The sequence below is a fragment of the Kitasatospora sp. NPDC048296 genome (assembly GCF_043201815.1).
In the GTDB taxonomy this organism is placed as follows: domain Bacteria; phylum Actinomycetota; class Actinomycetes; order Streptomycetales; family Streptomycetaceae; genus Kitasatospora.
Genome location: NZ_JBICZB010000005.1, coordinates 204,962 through 219,210, shown reverse-complemented (window position 1 = coordinate 219,210; position 14,249 = coordinate 204,962). Strand labels below are relative to the sequence as shown.

General features: G+C 73.1%; 12 protein-coding genes. 4 read left to right on the top strand and 8 right to left on the bottom strand.

Annotated elements, in window-relative coordinates:
- Positions 1–2 precede the first annotated feature (2 nt).
- A complete protein-coding gene (locus ACGF12_RS06315) occupies positions 3–695 on the bottom strand; it encodes an RraA family protein (RefSeq protein WP_393026248.1) in 693 nt (230 codons plus the stop codon).
- A gap of 148 nt (positions 696–843) precedes the next feature.
- Between ACGF12_RS06315 and ACGF12_RS06310 the strand changes: the two genes are divergently transcribed.
- Positions 844–1,437, top strand: coding sequence for a Uma2 family endonuclease (locus ACGF12_RS06310; protein ID WP_393026245.1), 594 nt, complete (start codon positions 844–846; stop codon positions 1,435–1,437).
- A gap of 71 nt (positions 1,438–1,508) precedes the next feature.
- Here the strand turns inward: ACGF12_RS06310 and ACGF12_RS06305 are convergent, their stop codons facing one another.
- The 4 genes from ACGF12_RS06305 to ACGF12_RS06290 all read right to left on the bottom strand — a co-directional run bounded on the left by ACGF12_RS06305 (position 1,509) and on the right by ACGF12_RS06290 (position 6,249).
- Positions 1,509–2,438: a proline dehydrogenase family protein gene (locus ACGF12_RS06305; protein WP_380611010.1), complete on the bottom strand. Its 930-nt coding sequence runs from the start codon at positions 2,436–2,438 to the stop codon at positions 1,509–1,511.
- Positions 2,439–2,596: 158 nt separating this feature from the next.
- On the bottom strand, positions 2,597–4,225 hold the full coding sequence (gene pruA / locus ACGF12_RS06300; protein WP_393026240.1) for an L-glutamate gamma-semialdehyde dehydrogenase: 1,629 nt from the start codon (positions 4,223–4,225) through the stop codon (positions 2,597–2,599).
- Between the two features lie 177 nt (positions 4,226–4,402).
- Positions 4,403–5,656, bottom strand: a complete 1,254-nt coding sequence (locus tag ACGF12_RS06295) for an FAD-dependent oxidoreductase (RefSeq protein WP_393026238.1) — start codon at positions 5,654–5,656, stop codon at positions 4,403–4,405.
- Positions 5,653–6,249, bottom strand: a complete 597-nt coding sequence (locus tag ACGF12_RS06290) for a PadR family transcriptional regulator (protein ID WP_393026235.1) — start codon at positions 6,247–6,249, stop codon at positions 5,653–5,655. The genes ACGF12_RS06295 and ACGF12_RS06290 overlap by 4 nt, the downstream gene beginning before the upstream one ends.
- 157 nt (positions 6,250–6,406) lie before the next feature.
- On the opposite strand from ACGF12_RS06290, the gene ACGF12_RS06285 reads away from it, so the two are divergent.
- A complete protein-coding gene (locus tag ACGF12_RS06285) occupies positions 6,407–8,008 on the top strand; it encodes a PucR family transcriptional regulator (RefSeq protein ID WP_393026232.1) in 1,602 nt (533 codons plus the stop codon).
- 36 nt (positions 8,009–8,044) lie between these two features.
- Here the strand turns inward: ACGF12_RS06285 and ACGF12_RS06280 are convergent, their stop codons facing one another.
- The gene (locus ACGF12_RS06280; protein WP_393026230.1) at positions 8,045–9,214 is read right to left on the bottom strand and encodes a hypothetical protein; all 1,170 of its coding nucleotides are present in this window, start codon (positions 9,212–9,214) and stop codon (positions 8,045–8,047) included.
- A 149-nt stretch (positions 9,215–9,363) separates the two neighbouring features.
- Here ACGF12_RS06280 and ACGF12_RS06275 point away from each other — a divergent pair, with 149 nt between their 5' ends.
- The gene (locus ACGF12_RS06275) at positions 9,364–9,819 is read left to right on the top strand and encodes a VOC family protein (RefSeq protein ID WP_387625216.1); all 456 of its coding nucleotides are present in this window, start codon (positions 9,364–9,366) and stop codon (positions 9,817–9,819) included.
- A 12-nt stretch (positions 9,820–9,831) separates the two neighbouring features.
- Here ACGF12_RS06275 and ACGF12_RS06270 read toward each other — a convergent pair whose 3' ends face one another.
- Positions 9,832–11,451, bottom strand: coding sequence for a hypothetical protein (locus tag ACGF12_RS06270; RefSeq protein WP_393026226.1), 1,620 nt, complete (start codon positions 11,449–11,451; stop codon positions 9,832–9,834).
- A gap of 328 nt (positions 11,452–11,779) precedes the next feature.
- Between ACGF12_RS06270 and ACGF12_RS06265 the strand changes: the two genes are divergently transcribed.
- Positions 11,780–13,111 (top strand): MFS transporter, encoded by a 1,332-nt coding sequence (locus tag ACGF12_RS06265; RefSeq protein WP_393026223.1) that lies wholly within the window; start codon positions 11,780–11,782, stop codon positions 13,109–13,111.
- Between the two features lie 92 nt (positions 13,112–13,203).
- Here the strand turns inward: ACGF12_RS06265 and ACGF12_RS06260 are convergent, their stop codons facing one another.
- Complete coding sequence (locus tag ACGF12_RS06260) at positions 13,204–13,944, bottom strand: BTAD domain-containing putative transcriptional regulator (protein WP_393026220.1); 741 nt, start codon at positions 13,942–13,944, stop codon at positions 13,204–13,206.
- Positions 13,945–14,249 lie beyond the last annotated feature (305 nt).

Genomic DNA, 14,249 nt, shown 5'->3' with positions numbered 1-14,249 from the left:
ACCTACTCCTCGATCGCCCCGCCGATCGTGCGCAGGTGCTTCCGGAAGCTGTACGCCGGACGGGCCGCGCGGAGCTCCAGGTACTCCTCGAACCTGGCCTGCTCGCGCAGCGTGTCCCCGGCCGCGATCCGCTCGGCCTGCGCCCGCTCGGTCCGGGCGATCCCGACGGCCGTCTCCAGCACCTCCTCGACCCGGTCGGCCCGCACGAACACCACCCCGTCCGCGTCCGCGAACACCACGTCGTCGGCGCCCACCAGGTGCGACCCGACCCGCGCCGACACCAGCGCCTCCGGCTCCCGCTCGTCCAGCCGCACCGGCCCCAGCGGCAGCGCCCCGTAGCTGAACACCGGCAGTCCGATCACCACCAGCTCGGCCGTGTCCCGGTGCAGCCCCCACACCACGATCCCGGCCACCCCGGCGGCCCGCGCCTCCAGCACCGCGAGGTCCCCGATGCAGGCCTCGTCCGTGCGCCCGCCGTTGTCGATCACCAGCACGTCCCCGTCCCGCGCCGCCCCGTACGCCTCCAGGAACACGTCCACGCTCCCGTAGTGCCGCACCGGCAGCACCCGCCCCGCCACCCGGGCCCCCGGCACCACCCCGCCCACCCCCACCGGCGCCGCCCGCAGCCCCACCCCGACCCGCACACACGCATCCGCCACCACCGCGGTGGACAGCCCCTCGAACGCCTTCAGCATCCCAACTCCTCCCACCGAAAGCCCAGTTGACCAGCATCGGAATCCTACGCCGGACCTCAAACTCACACCATCGAGTGAAAGTCCGCCGTGCACTGCACAACCCGGCCCGGCGACGAATAGCGTGACGCCCATCTGAAGGAGGGGCATCATGAGTGCTGTGGCGCATGAGCAACCGATCACGGACTCCCCATCGCAGGCCGACATCCTGCTGGAGAGCTTCCTGAGCCTGCACTCCCCCGAAGGCTTCCGGGCTGAGCTCATCGAGGGAGAGATCATCGTGGCACCACCGCCGGATGGCGATCACGAGGACTACATCGACCTGCTGATCGACCAGGTCAAGGCGAAGTCCAAGGTCCATATGCAGGTGTCCGGCGGCAAGGGCCTCCGCCTCGTAAGTGGCGGCCTCTGCCCGAAGAACCACGTCATCCCAGATGCGACGTTCGCACCGCGAGAACTTCGCATCTTCCGCGGCGCCCCGCCGTGGATGGAGCCGGACGGTGTGGCTATGGTCGCCGAGGTCACGTCGAGCAAGCCCGACCAGGACCGGATCACCAAGCGGCATTGCTACGCCCGGGCCGGAATCCCGCTCTACCTCCTCATCGACCGCGAGAAGTCACAGGTCAGCCTCTTCAGCAAGCCGCATCGCGAGGAGTACACGGAAGTCCACCTGGCCGCGTTCGGCGAGCCGATCACCGTCCCAGCCCCCTTTGAATTCGAGCTGGACACCAAGGACTTCCTCTAAGAGGGTCAACGAGAACGGCCCGCACCCCCTCCCACACAGGGGGTACGAGCCGTTCCGGCATGCGGAGCGCGTCAGTTGCGGGTGGCCATGGCGCGCAGGAAGAAGGTGAGGTTGGCCGGGCGCTCGGCGAGGCGGCGCATGAAGTAGCCGTACCACTCCTGGCCGTACGGCAGGTACACGCGCATGGTGTTGCCCTCGCCGACGAGGCGCAGCTGCTCCTCGGGGCGGATGCCGTACAGCATCTGGTACTCGAAGGAGTCCCGGGTGCGGTTGTTCCACTGGGCCAGCTGGCCGGCGATCTTGATCATGTTGGGGTCGTGCGAGGCGATCATCGGGTAGCCCTCGCCCGCCATCAGGATCTTCAGCGCGCGGACGTACGCGAGGTCGACCTCGTGCTTGCCCTGGAAGGCGACCGACTCGGGCTCCTTGTAGGCGCCCTTGCACAGCCGCACGCGCGAGCCCGGGCCGGAGAACTCGCGGCAGTCGGCCTCGGTGCGGCGCAGGTAGGCCTGGAGCACGACGCCCAGCCAGGGGAAGTCCGCCCGCAGCTCGCGCGCGATGGCCAGGGTGGAGTCGGTGGTGGTGTGGTCCTCCATGTCGAGGGTCACCGTGGTGCCGGCCTCGGCGGCGGCCTCGCAGATGCGGCGGGCGTTCTCCAGCGCGATCTTCTCGCCGTCCACCGGCAGGAACTGGCCGACGGCCGACAGCTTGACCGACACCTCGGCACCGGCGGCGAGGCCGGTCTCCTTGAGGGCCTTGAGCAGGTGCTCGTAGGCCTCGGCGGTGCCGGCGGCCTGGGCGGCGTCCTGGGTGTCCTCGCCGAGGTGGTCCAGGGTGACCTTGCGGCCGGTGGCGACCAGGTCGTCGCAGGCGGTGACGGCGTCGTCGAGGGCCTCGCCGGCGACGAAGCGCTCGACTATCGCGTGGGTCGGGGGGAACTTCTCGACCACGGTGCGGACCTGCGGGGACCGGGAGGCCGCGAGAAGGGCGGAACGGAGCATCGTGACTCCTGGAGCTGGTGTTTCCAAGGGTGGCAGAAAGGAGCCGGGGCGGCGGTACGGGGGTAGGCCGCCGCCCCGGCGGGCGACGCCCGGCTGCGGGACCGGGCGTCGCGGGTGACCGATGGCTTCTACAGCGGACCGGTCGGCATCAGGGCTGGTCAGCCCATGTGCGGGTAGCGGTAGTCGGTCGGCGGGACGAAGGTCTCCTTGACCGAGCGGGTCGAGGTCCAGCGCGCCAGGTTCTGCTTGGCGCCGGCCTTGTCGTTGGTGCCGGAGGCCCGGCCGCCACCGAAGGGCTGCTGACCGACGACGGCGCCGGTCGGCTTGTCGTTGATGTAGAAGTTGCCGGCCGCGAAGCGCAGCTTGTGCATCGCGTCCTGGGCCGCCGCGCGGTCCTGGGCGATGATCGCGCCGGTCAGGCCGTAGGCCGACACGGACTCCATCTGCGCCAGCATCTCGTCGTACTTCTCGTCCTCGTAGACGTACACGGCGAGGATCGGGCCGAAGTATTCGTCGCGGAAGTACTCCGAGGCCGGGTCCTGGCAGACCAGGACGGTCGGGCGGACGAAGTAGCCGACCGAGTCGTCGTACGTGCCGCCGGCGAGGACCTCCACGGAGGCGTCCGCCTGGGCGCGGTCGATGGCGGCCTTGTTCTTGGCGAAGGCGCGCTCGTCGATGACCGCCGACATGAAGTTGGACAGGTCGGTGACGTCGCCCATGGTGAGGCCGTCGACCTCGGCGGCGAACTCGTCCTTCAGGCCGGCCCACAGCGAGGCCGGGACGTAGGCGCGGGACAGCGCCGAGCACTTCTGGCCCTGGAACTCGAAGGCGCCGCGGGTCATCGCGGTCTTCAGGACCTTGGGGTCGGCGGACGGGTGGGCGACCAGGAAGTCCTTGCCGCCGGTCTCGCCGACGATCCGCGGGTAGGTGCGGTAGCCGGCGATGTTCTCGCCCACGGAACGCCACAGGTGCTGGAAGGTGGCGGTGGAGCCGGTGAAGTGGATGCCGGCCAGCGCCGGGTGCTTGAGCGCCACGGCGGAGACGTCCAGGCCGTCGCCGGTCACCATGTTGATGACGCCCTTGGGCAGGCCGGCCTCCTCCAGCAGCTGCATCAGCAGGTGCGCGGAGAACTGCTGGGTCGGGGACGGCTTCCACAGCACCACGTTGCCCATCAGCGCGGGCGCGGTCGGCAGGTTGCCGGCGATCGCGGTGAAGTTGAACGGGGTGATCGCGTAGACGAAGCCCTCCAGCGGGCGGTGGTCGCTGCGGTTCCACACGCCGTCCGAGGAGATCGGCTGCTCGGCCATGATCTGGCGGGCGAAGTGCACGTTGAAGCGCAGGAAGTCGACCAGCTCGCAGGGGGTGTCGATCTCGGCCTGCTGGGCGGTCTTGGACTGGCCGAGCATGGTGGCGGCGGCCAGGGTCTCGCGCCAGGGGCCGGCCAGCAGGTCGGCGGCCTTGAGGAAGATCGCGGCGCGGGAGTCGAAGGAGAGCGCCTGCCAGGCCGGGGCCGCGGCCAGGGCAGCGTCGATGGCGTCCTGCGCGTCGGCCTGGGTGGCGTTGCGCAGGGTACCGAGCCGAGCCGCGTGGTTGTGCGGCTGGACGACGTGGATCTCGGTGCCGCCGCCCATCCGGCGCTCACCGTTGATCGTCATGGTCAGCTGGACCGGCTCCTGGCCGCCCAGCTCCTTCAGCTTGGCCTCCAGACGGGCCCGTTCCGGGCTGCCGGGGGCGTAGCTGTGGACCGGCTCGTTCACCGGCGCGGGGACCTGGGTCACAGCGTCCATGAGGCGCACGCTCTCCTTCGTTCAGTGCGGGGGGATTGCCGGCGCGGGTCGCACGCCGGCCACAGGACGAACGCTATTCCTGCCCGCCCGGCCACATGATTGGCCGGGCGGCTAAATTCCCCCGTACGGCGTTGTCCGGCCCGACGAAACCGGTCACGCGACGGTCACGACCGCCCGTCAGGCGGCCCGCCCCGCGCGCTTCACCGGCGCCACCGGCACCACCCGCCGCTCCCAGTCGACACGGTAGCCGTGCACCGGACGGAGCATCTTCTCCGGGCTCATGAAGGTCCGCATCATGATCGGCGCGACCAGCCGGAACACCATCCGCCCCACCGCCCCGGAGGCCTTCTGGTTGTTGGTGCGCTCGGCGTCGGCGGCGATCTTCTCCACCCGGGGGCGGCGCATCGCCTCGTACGCGGCGAAGGCGGCGGTGTGGTCGGGCAGGTCGCGCAGGCAGCGGGCGAGTTCGACGGCGCTCTCGACAGCCAGCGAGACGCCCTGTCCGGAGCTGTTGGACGGCGCGTGCACCGAGTCGCCGACCAGCACCATCCGGCCGCGGTACCAGTGCGGGACGGACGGCATGATCTCCAGCCGGGGGAAGGTCTCGATCGTCGCGGCGTCGGCGACCCGCAGCACCTCGCGGGCGGGCAGGTCGTCGGCGTGCAGCTCGCGGCACCGGCGCAGCCAGTCCTCCCGGCTGACCGCGCGGGCCTGCTCCTGGCTCAGCTGCTCGGGCTGCGGGATGTTGCTGAACCAGGCGGTGCCGCTGCCGTCGGCCAGGCCCCAGTAGCCGAAGAAGGCCCGGGCGCCGTTGGCGAAGTGCACGGTCTCGCCGCGTCCGGCCCGGCCGGGCAGCCGGTACGGGCTGTAGCCGCCGACGCCGAACAGGCCGGTGTACCGGGCGGCGGGCGCGGCCGGGTCGATCAGGGTGCGGACGGTCGATCCGGTGCCGTCGGTGCCGATCAGCAGGTCACCGGTGGCGCTGGTGCCGTCGGCGAAGTGCGCGGTGACGCCGTCGGCGGTCTCCTCGGCACCCACCAGCCGTTTGCCGTAGCGCACTTCGAGGCCGGTCTCGCGCAGCCGCCGCTGCAGCACCTCGTACATCTCGGCGCGGCGCATCAGCCGTCCGCGCGGCAGGTCGGGGAGGCCGGCGAACTCGGCCAGCGCCCCGCCCTTGCCGTCCTCGATCACCATCGGCCCGACCGGCTGCCCGATCCGGCCGACCTCCGCCTCCAGCCCGACGACGGCCAGGGCGCCGAGCCCGTTGGGGGCGATCATGAAGGTTCCGCCGATGCCCTCGGCGGAGGTCTCGTAGGCCTCGTAGATCTCCGCCTCTATGCCGGCCCTACGCAGCGCCAGCGCCATCACCGGACCGGCGATGCCGCCGCCGATGATCAGGGCCTTCTTCTTCGACGTACGCGTGGTGCTCATTCCAGGCTCCTCATGAACTCCTGCAGGGTCCGGTTGAACTCCGGCTCCCCGATCTGTCGGATGAGGTTCTCCGTGTAGCGGCGCTCGGCCTCCAGCAGCGCGAGGGCGTACTCCTCCTCGACGACGAACATCGGGTGGACGTCCATGTCGCCGGCCTTGCGCAGCATGGCGCGCGAGGCATCGATCCGCGCGTCCAGCGCCTCCAGCCGACGGCCGAGCAGGTCGGCCGACTCTTCGGTCGCAAGCACCACGAGCAGGCAGAGCGCGACCCCGAAGGCCGGGTACTCCTCCTGCGGTTCGGCGATCCACTCGCGCATCCAGTCGAGGAGCTCCGCCTGGCCCTCGGGCGTGAGGGCGTAGACGGTGCGCTCCGGTCGCTGGGTGTCGCGGACGGTCTCCTGCTCGGCGACGAACCCGGCCTTCCGCAGCTGCTCCACGACCATGTAGAGCGAGCTGCGGTTGTACTTGATGTTGCGGTCCTTGCCGTGCTCCTTGAGCCGACGACCCATCTCGTACGGGTGCATCGGTTCGGCTCCGAGTTCGGCCAGGACCGCGAGGGCCAGCGGGTTCGAGACCTTGCGTCGCTTCGCCACGAGAACGTTCCTCATCACTTGGTCAGTACTGACTATCCATTCTCGGATAGTCAGAGTCAACTATTCAGAAGTAACCAACTTCGACCGGCCCAGAACTCTGTCCGTCCGGCTAAAATCAACCACACACCGTTGTCCGAGCGGATGAAGGAGGCCCGGAGTGACCACCCCCGGCCTCCCGCTCCGCCGGCTGCTGATGTCCCTGGGCGAACCGCTGGTCGAACTCCAGGCCGCCCCACAGGGGTTGGACGTCCCCGTCCGCGACGTCGCGATCCTCGACCCGGAGGACCCGCCCACCGCCGCCCCCGGCGAACTCGTCCTCGCGATCGGCGCCCGCGGCCGCGCCGCCCTCCCCGCCCTGCGCGCCGCCGGCCGGGCCGGTGCCGCCGCCGTCGCGGTCAAGCTGGACGGCCCCGGCCAGGCCGACGCCCTGCGCGAGGCCGCCACCGACGCCGGCGTCGCCCTGCTGTCGGTCCGCCGGGAGACCCGCTGGGAGCACCTCGACTCGCTCGCCCGCGCGATCATCGCCGGCCCGGACGCCCCGGACGCGCCCGGCGCCCCCGAGCCCAACGCGGGCGACCTCTTCTCCCTCGCCCAGACCGTCGCCGTCCTCACCAACGGCATCGTCTCGATCGAGGACACCTCCAGCCGGGTGCTCGCCTACTCCCGCTCCTCCGACTCCGACGAGGTCGACGACCTGCGCCGGCTGTCCATCCTCGGCTGGCAGGGCCCGGAGCCGTACCTGTCCAAGCTGCGCGAGTGGGGCATCTTCCAGCACCTGCGCAGCTCGGACGCCCCGATCGCGGTCGAGCCGCACCCCGAGCTCGGCCTGCGCCGCCGGCTCGCGGTCGGCATCCGGGCCGGGGCGCAGCCGCTCGGCACCATCTGGGTCCAGGAGGGCGCCCAGCCGCTGGCCCCGCTCGCGGAACAGGCCCTGGTCGGCGCCGCCCGGGTGGCCGCCGCCCAACTGGTGCGCCGCCGCCGCGAGTTGTCCGCCGACGTCCGGCTCACCCAGACCCTGCTGACCGGCCTGCTGGAGGGCTCCACCGGCCCCCAGTCGCTGGCCACCCACCTGGGCCTGGACCTGCGCCGCCCGGCCACCGTGCTGGCGTACGGCGCCCACACCACCGAGGCGCTGCACCGCTCCGACGTCACCGGCCTGATCTCGGTGCACACCGCCGCCCGGCACCGCACCGCGCTGCTCGCCCCGATCGAGTCCCGGGTCTACGTGCTGCTGCCCGAACTACCGCCCGGCCTGCCGATGGCGACCGTGCGCGACTGGGCGGCCGAGGTGGTCACGGCCGCCCGGGAGCACCTCGGCGTCCCGCTGCGCGCCGCGATCGGCTCCACCGTCGACGGCCTGACCCAGGTGCCCGACTCCCGCGCCCAGGCGGACCGGATCCTGGACGCGATGGGTCGCGGCGGGGTGGACCTCGACGTCGCGGCACTGATCGACGTCCAGGCCGAGGTGCTGGTCAGCGAGATGCTGGCGCTGCTCCAGGACCGCACCGGCCTGCGCGACCCCCGGCTGACCGCGCTCACCGAGTACGACCGCCGGCACAACACCCGGCTCGCCGAGTCGGTGCTCGCCTGGCTGGACGCGCTCGGCGAGGTCCGGGTGGCCGCCGACGCCCTGCACATCCACCCCAACACCCTGCGCTACCGGGTGCGCCGCGCCGAGCAGTTGACCGGCATCGACCTCGCCCAGCCGCAACAGCGACTGCTGGCGATGCTGCAACTGCGGCTGCCCGTCGACGAGTAGCCCGCCGACGGCCGGTTCGGGCGGGCCGTCAGGACGTCACCGGCGCCCCGCCCGCCACTGCTCCCAGGCCGACAGCCACAGCTGCTCGGCCAGCAGGTGCTCCTCCCAGACGTCGGCCCCGCCGCCCGGCCGCTCCCGCCACAGCTGCTCCCAGGCCCGCTGCGCCGACAGGCTGGCCACCTCGCTGGCGAACACCGTGTACCGCACGACCTCCTCCACGGCCGCCTCGCCCGCCGGTGTGCCGATCAGCCAATGCGTCTGCTGGGACAGCCGGTTGAGGTGGTTGACCATCGAGGTCACCGCCGCCACGGCCTCCTCCCGGGTCTCGGTGGCGAGCCGCATCTGCTGGCGCACCGCCGCCTCCCAGCGGACCGCGCAGGCGTCCCCGCGCAGTGCGCGCGGCAGCCTCGGCGTGCGCCCGACCCGCACCTGCGCCTCCATCGCGGCACTCTCCGCGATGCCCTGCGCGATCAGCTCCCGGTGCGCCTCCAGCCCGGTCACGGGCGGCAGTTCGCGTTCCTCGACCGGCACCCACCGGGCCCGCCGGGAGGCGAGGTCGCGCAGCAGGTCGCTGCGCCCGCGCAGGTAGCGCTCGAAGTCGCCGATCCTGCCGAGCTCCACGCCGCCGGGGTCGACCCCGCGCCCGCACACCGTGACGGTCAGCCCGCCGACCCGCAGCCGCCCGGCCCAGACCGGCCCGGCCGACTGCGCTCCACCCGGCTGGGCTCCGCCCGGGGCCATCGGCCGGTCCTCGTGCACCTCCACCGCGCAGGGCTCGCCGTCCACGGTGATCCACTCGCGCAGCGCCCGCACCCGGCCCGGGCCGTCGCCCTCGTCGATGCCCAACTGCTCGTAGACGCGGTCCCGTTCGTCCTCGACCACGTCCTCCAGCTCGGGCAACAGCTCGACCCGCTCGGCGCCCGGCCGGTAAGTGCGCACGGTCACGTACGGTCCGGCCGCGGAGGTCCAGTCGCCGCACTGCACCTCGACCCAGCGCAGCTCGCTGCCGCAGGTCTCGAAGGCGGCCAGCGCCTCGCCGCGGCGGGCCGGTCCGGCGGCCACGCCGTACACGGGGAAGTCGAGCGCGGCCAGGGTCCGGCGGGGGAACTCCTCCTGGTCGGCGAAACGATCCTGCCCGCCCAGCCGGGTCGGGCCAGGCCCTCCGTCGTTGCGCCCCTGGGGCCTTCCGCCGCTCTCCCGCGCCATCCTGTGCCGCACCCCCGAGTCCCTCGCGCCCGCACCGCTGACGCCACCTTACGTGCCCGGAGCTGCCGGGTCATCAGCTCGGCAGCCGGGCACGGCCGGTGGCCGTGTCACAGGGCCCGGTTGTCAGCCGCCCTCCCTACGCTGGCCGCATGACCGCACAGAGCACGCCGGAGCACGGCTTCCCCGCCCGGATCAGCATCGTCACCCTCGGGGTCTCCGACCTCGACCGCAGCGCCCGCTTCTACGAGGACCTCGGCTGGAAGCGCTCCACCGCCTCCAGCCCGGAGATCGTCTGGTTCCGCACCGCCGACTCGGTGCTCGGCCTCTTCCCCAGCGAGGAGCTGGCCGCCGACGCGGGCGTGCCCGCGACCGGCGAGCCCTCCTTCCGCGGCGTCACCCTCGCGGTGAACCTGGAGTCCCCCGCGCTGGTCGACGCCGCACTGCGGACGGCGGTCGAGGCCGGCGCCGTGGTCGTCAAGCCGCCGGTCCCGACCAGCTGGGGCGGCTACTCCGGTTACTTCGAGGACCCGGACGGCCACCTGTGGGAGCTGGCCCACAACCCGTTCTTCCCCTTCACCGAGGACGGCTCGCTGGACCTCCCGTAGGAGAGGAAAGCCCTAGTTCCGGGAGCGCGCCTTGAAGGCCGCCTTGCGCGCCTCCTTGGCCAGCGCCCGGTCCGGGTGCAGCTCGCCGATCGCCTCCAGGACGTCCGCCGTGTACGGGTGGTCGACCCGCCAAAGCTCGCCGAACCACGCCGCCGGATCGCCGTTCACCGGCAGGTCGGTGATCAGCTCGCGCAGCAGCTCGGTGTCACCGCCGGTGTCCAGCAGCTGGGCGGCGAAGGTGTCGACCACCGTCCACAGCGCCATCGCCCGCTCCGGCACCGGCACGTCCGAGGCGCCCTGCGCGGCCAGCCAGGCCCGCGCCGCGCCGCCCAGCTCCGGGTCGTCCAGCACCTCCCGGACGGCGGGCTCGGCACCCGGCCCCAGCAGGTCGAGCGCCGAGACGGACAGCATCCGGCGCAGCGGCGCGTACCCGTCGGCGCCGCGGGCCGCCGCCAGCAGCTCGCGGGCCGCCGCGACCGGCTCCCGGCCCGCCACCCAGACCTTCAGCTCCTCCTCCGGCAGCACGTTGGCCGACTCGCACACCCCGCGCAGCAGCTCCGCCGCGTCCCCCTGGGCCAGCTCGCCGACCAGCGGCGCGTCGTAGCCGTCCTCCAGCAGCCACTGCCGGATGCCGTACTGGCCCAGCGGGGTGAGCCGGACCAGCCCGAAGCGGGCCGACTCCTCATCGTCCAGCGGCGCCTCGCCGACGACGGCGGGCTCCTCGCCCTCCTCCTCGTCGAACAGCTCCGGGTCGATCGGGCGGTAGTCCAGCAGGCCCAGCTCGGCGAGGTCGCCCAGCATCGGGTCCAGGGCGACCATCACATCGGTGATGTCGCCGAGCAGCTCCTCGCTCGGCTCCTCGCCCTCCGGCACCACCAGCAGCGCGGCCAGCACGCCCAGCGGCACCGTCTCGTTGCCGGGCTCGGCGAAGGCGGTGGTCTCGTACAGCACCTGCAGCGCCTCGTCGAGCAGCTCGGCGGCGGCGTCCCGGGCCTCCTCGACCTCGTTCAGTCCGTCCTCGTCCTCCTCCGCCGCGCCTTCCCCCGCCTCGCCCTCTCCCTCTTCCTCCGGCAGCGAATCCGCCTCCACCGCCAGCTCCCGGACGATCCCGGCGGCGGTCAGCCACAGCTCCAGGACGGTGTCCGGGTCCCCCTGCTCGGCGGGCTCCAGATCCGGCCCGGGCACGGCGACGTGCTCCCCGGCGGCGGTCGTCCCCAGCTCCACCAGGTCCAGGTCGCAGGCCAGCGACCAGGCCCGCAGCGCCTCGACCTCGGCCTCCTCGGGCACCTCGCCCTCGGCCGGGGCCAGGCCCAGCAGCCGCGTCGCGGGCGCCCGGTCCTCCTCGACCAGGTCGCCGAACTCGTCCACCGCCCGGTGCGGGGCGGCCCAGCGGGCCAGCGCCAGCGCGTGGCCGAACATCGGCACGGCCTTCGCGTGCTCGGCCAGCTCCCGCTCGGCGGGGAGCTTCACCGGCGGCACCAGGACGGCGGCGTCGTCCAGGTCCTCGTCGTCCAGGCCGTGCGCGGCGAACGCCCCGTAGAGGTCCTGGAGCTCCATGTCGGCGGGCAGGACAGCCTCGGCCGCGCCCTCTCCCGCCGAAGCCCCTGCGTTCTTCCGACGTCGTCCGGCCATCGTCGTGTGCTCTCCCTCAGCCAGCGGTCAGCCCAAACAGCCCCGCGTACCCGTCTACCACCTCAGCGTATAGGCCGGACACCCCCGATGCCCGGCCTCTAGGGGCGCGCGTAGGGGCGCGCGCCGCAACCGTGCGCCCACCCCTTATCCTTCGCAGTGGTACCACGCACAACCCCGCGCGGGCCGTCGGGCAACGAAGCCCTCATCTCTCAGCTCATCCGCTCCACCAGGGAGCCCCGCACCGCGGCCACCACCACAGCGCCTCAGGACGGGCGCGCCGGCACACCCCGCCGACCCCGGTGGCGCCCTGCCACAGGAGACCCCTCACATGGCGGACCTCTCCCCCGCCGGCTCCGGCCTGCGCACCGCGCAGCTCGACGGACGCCGACTGTCGGAGGCCCTGCTCCCCCTGGAGCTCGCGCCGCGCGCCCAGCTCCAGCTCTCCGCGATCAGCCGCTGGAACGCGATGCGCGGCATCCGCGTCGGCCTGGTCTCGGCCGCCCTGCTGCTGATGCTGATCGGCGCCAACCTGGCGACGCCGATCTACCCGCTCCTGCAGCAGCGCCTCGGGCTCGGCCCGCTCGACACCACGATCCTCTTCACGATCTACGTGTTCGCCCTGGTCCCGGTGCTGGCCATCGTCGGCCACTGGTCCGACCACCTCGGCCGCCGCGCCCTCATCCTGCCGGCCGTCGCGCTCGCCGCCGCCGGCGACGTCGTGTTCGCCACCTCCGGCAGCTTCTGGCAGCTGGCGATCGGCCGCGCCGTCCAGGGCATCGCCGTCGGCCTGTCCACCGGCGCCGCCGGGGCCGCCCTCGGCGACCTGCTGCCCGACCACCCGACCCTGGCCGCCAAGCTCACCCTGGCCTGCTCCGCGGGCGGTGTCGCGCTCGGCCCCATTGTCGGCGCCCTGCTGTCCGGCGGCTCGGACCCGCTGCTGACGCCCTTCCTCCTGCACGCCATCGCCTTGGCCGCGCTCTGCGTGCCGCTGGCCCTGGTGCACCCGCGGATGCCCGGCCGCAACCGCCCGCCGGCCTCCCCGCCCCGCATCACCACCCCCGCCCACCTGCGCCCGCAGCGCCTGCGGCTGCCGCGCACCGGCCGCCGCGAGTTCCTGCTCGCCGCCACCGCCGGGTTCATCTCCTACGCGGTCTTCGGCGTCTACCTCAGCCTGGCCCCGGCTTTCGCCGCCAAGCTGCTGCACACCCCCTCGCACCTGACCGGCGCGATCGTGGCCGCCCTGCTGCTCGGCTCCTCGGCCGCCGCCCAGCTGATCGTCCCGCCGACCTCGGACCGCCTGGTGATCGCCCTCGGCATGACCGGCCTGGCCACCGGCCTCGCCCTGGTCGTCGCCGCCGGGTACACCGGCACCCCCGCCCTGCTGTTCATCGGCAGCGTCCTCGGCGGCGCCTGCCAGGGCGTCGCCTTCCGGTCGTTGTTCACCACCGCCGTCGCCGCCATGAACCCGGAACGCCGGGGCTCCGAACTGAGCGCCCTCTGGATCATCGTCTACCTCGGCAGCTCCCTCCCCATCGTCGCCGTCGGCGCCCTCGTCAAGTCCTACGGTCTCCTCCCCGCCGTCAGCGGCTTCGCCGCCGTCGCCGCCCTCCTCTGCGCGGCCCTGGCCCTCGCCGTCGCCCGCAAGCCCAAGACGGCCTGACCGAGCACAAACGGCGCTGCCCGGGACTTCCGAAGAAGTCCCGGGCAGCGCCGTTTCACCGTTGTCCTGACACCACTGCCCTCGCGGCCCGACTACCCCGCGCCGGCGACCAGCTGCCGCAACCGCGCCGGAGCCGGCAACCCCAGCTCCGCCCGCAGGCGCTGCTCGTAGCGTTCGACGTCCTGCAGGGCCTCGCCGGGGTTGCCCTCGGCGAGGTGGGCCCGGATCAGCGAGGCCTGGCTGCTCTCGCGCAACGGGTCGGCGTGGACGGCGGCGCCGGCGGCGGCCACCGCCTCGGGGAAACGACGGGCGCCGACGAAGGCGCGGGCCAGGGCCTCAAGGGCGTGGACCCGCAGGCGCCGCCAGTTGTCGGCCTCCAGCAGCGTCCAGTCCTCGTACCAGCCCGGCAGCAGGTCCGCCGAGAGGTCCTCGACGGCCGCCAGCCCGAGGCCCGCCCGGGCGGGGCCCGCACCGGGCGCCAGGATCCGGTGGGCCAGCGTCCTCGCCTCGCGGATGTCCACGCCGACGCCGTCGGCCAGCCTCAGCTCGGTCGGGCCGATCTCCAGTGCCTCACGGCCCGCCGCCGGGAGCCGGGACAGCGCCGAGCGCAGGCTCGCGTACGCGCAGCGCTCCGCGGCGTCCGGCCAGAGCGTCCCGGCCACCAGCGCGCGCGGCACCTTCCCGTTGCAACACAGCGCCACGAAGGCGAGTAAGCGCTCCGCCCCCGCGGACAGGGCCACCGACGCGTCACCGACCGAGAGGTCGAAGCCGCCGAGCAGAGCGAGCCGCACGCCTGGCCCGGGAGCCGGGGAGCGCCGATCGTCGCTGGCCATCGCATCGCCGTCTCTTCGTGTACAAGATCCGCCCCTTTTTCCATGCTGCGCCGCCCGCTCTGCACTGTCGACCGCAGACGCCACGTGCTCGGCGGCCGGGCCCAGCCCGTTGATCCCCGTCGGCGTCACGGCTGCGTCACGCCCCCATCGGAAAGATCGCAAGTACGAGGGCGGACGGGCGGACGGATCCGCTGGGCGCACGCCTCATCGCAGTGGAGCAGACGGTGCCGAGAGCGCCCACACCCCCGCCACGGGAGGCGGCACGAGGGGCATGCCCGCGCCCTCCACAGTCCCGAGCAAGCCCG

Bases quoted from the DNA above. Each gene is read 5' to 3' on its own strand.
- ACGF12_RS06280 (WP_393026230.1), bottom strand. From the start codon at position 9,214: ATGGCGCGGGAGAGCGGCGGAAGGCCCCAGGGGCGCAACGACGGAGGG.
- ACGF12_RS06310 (WP_393026245.1), top strand. From the start codon at position 844: ATGAGTGCTGTGGCGCATGAGCAACCGATCACGGACTCCCCATCGCAG.
- ACGF12_RS06305 (WP_380611010.1), bottom strand. From the start codon at position 2,438: ATGCTCCGTTCCGCCCTTCTCGCGGCCTCCCGGTCCCCGCAGGTCCGC.
- ACGF12_RS06260 (WP_393026220.1), bottom strand. From the start codon at position 13,944: ATGGCCAGCGACGATCGGCGCTCCCCGGCTCCCGGGCCAGGCGTGCGG.
- ACGF12_RS06275 (WP_387625216.1), top strand. From the start codon at position 9,364: ATGACCGCACAGAGCACGCCGGAGCACGGCTTCCCCGCCCGGATCAGC.
- pruA (WP_393026240.1), bottom strand. From the start codon at position 4,225: ATGGACGCTGTGACCCAGGTCCCCGCGCCGGTGAACGAGCCGGTCCAC.
- ACGF12_RS06295 (WP_393026238.1), bottom strand. From the start codon at position 5,656: ATGAGCACCACGCGTACGTCGAAGAAGAAGGCCCTGATCATCGGCGGC.
- ACGF12_RS06315 (WP_393026248.1), bottom strand. From the start codon at position 695: ATGCTGAAGGCGTTCGAGGGGCTGTCCACCGCGGTGGTGGCGGATGCG.
- ACGF12_RS06265 (WP_393026223.1), top strand. From the start codon at position 11,780: ATGGCGGACCTCTCCCCCGCCGGCTCCGGCCTGCGCACCGCGCAGCTC.
- ACGF12_RS06270 (WP_393026226.1), bottom strand. From the start codon at position 11,451: ATGGCCGGACGACGTCGGAAGAACGCAGGGGCTTCGGCGGGAGAGGGC.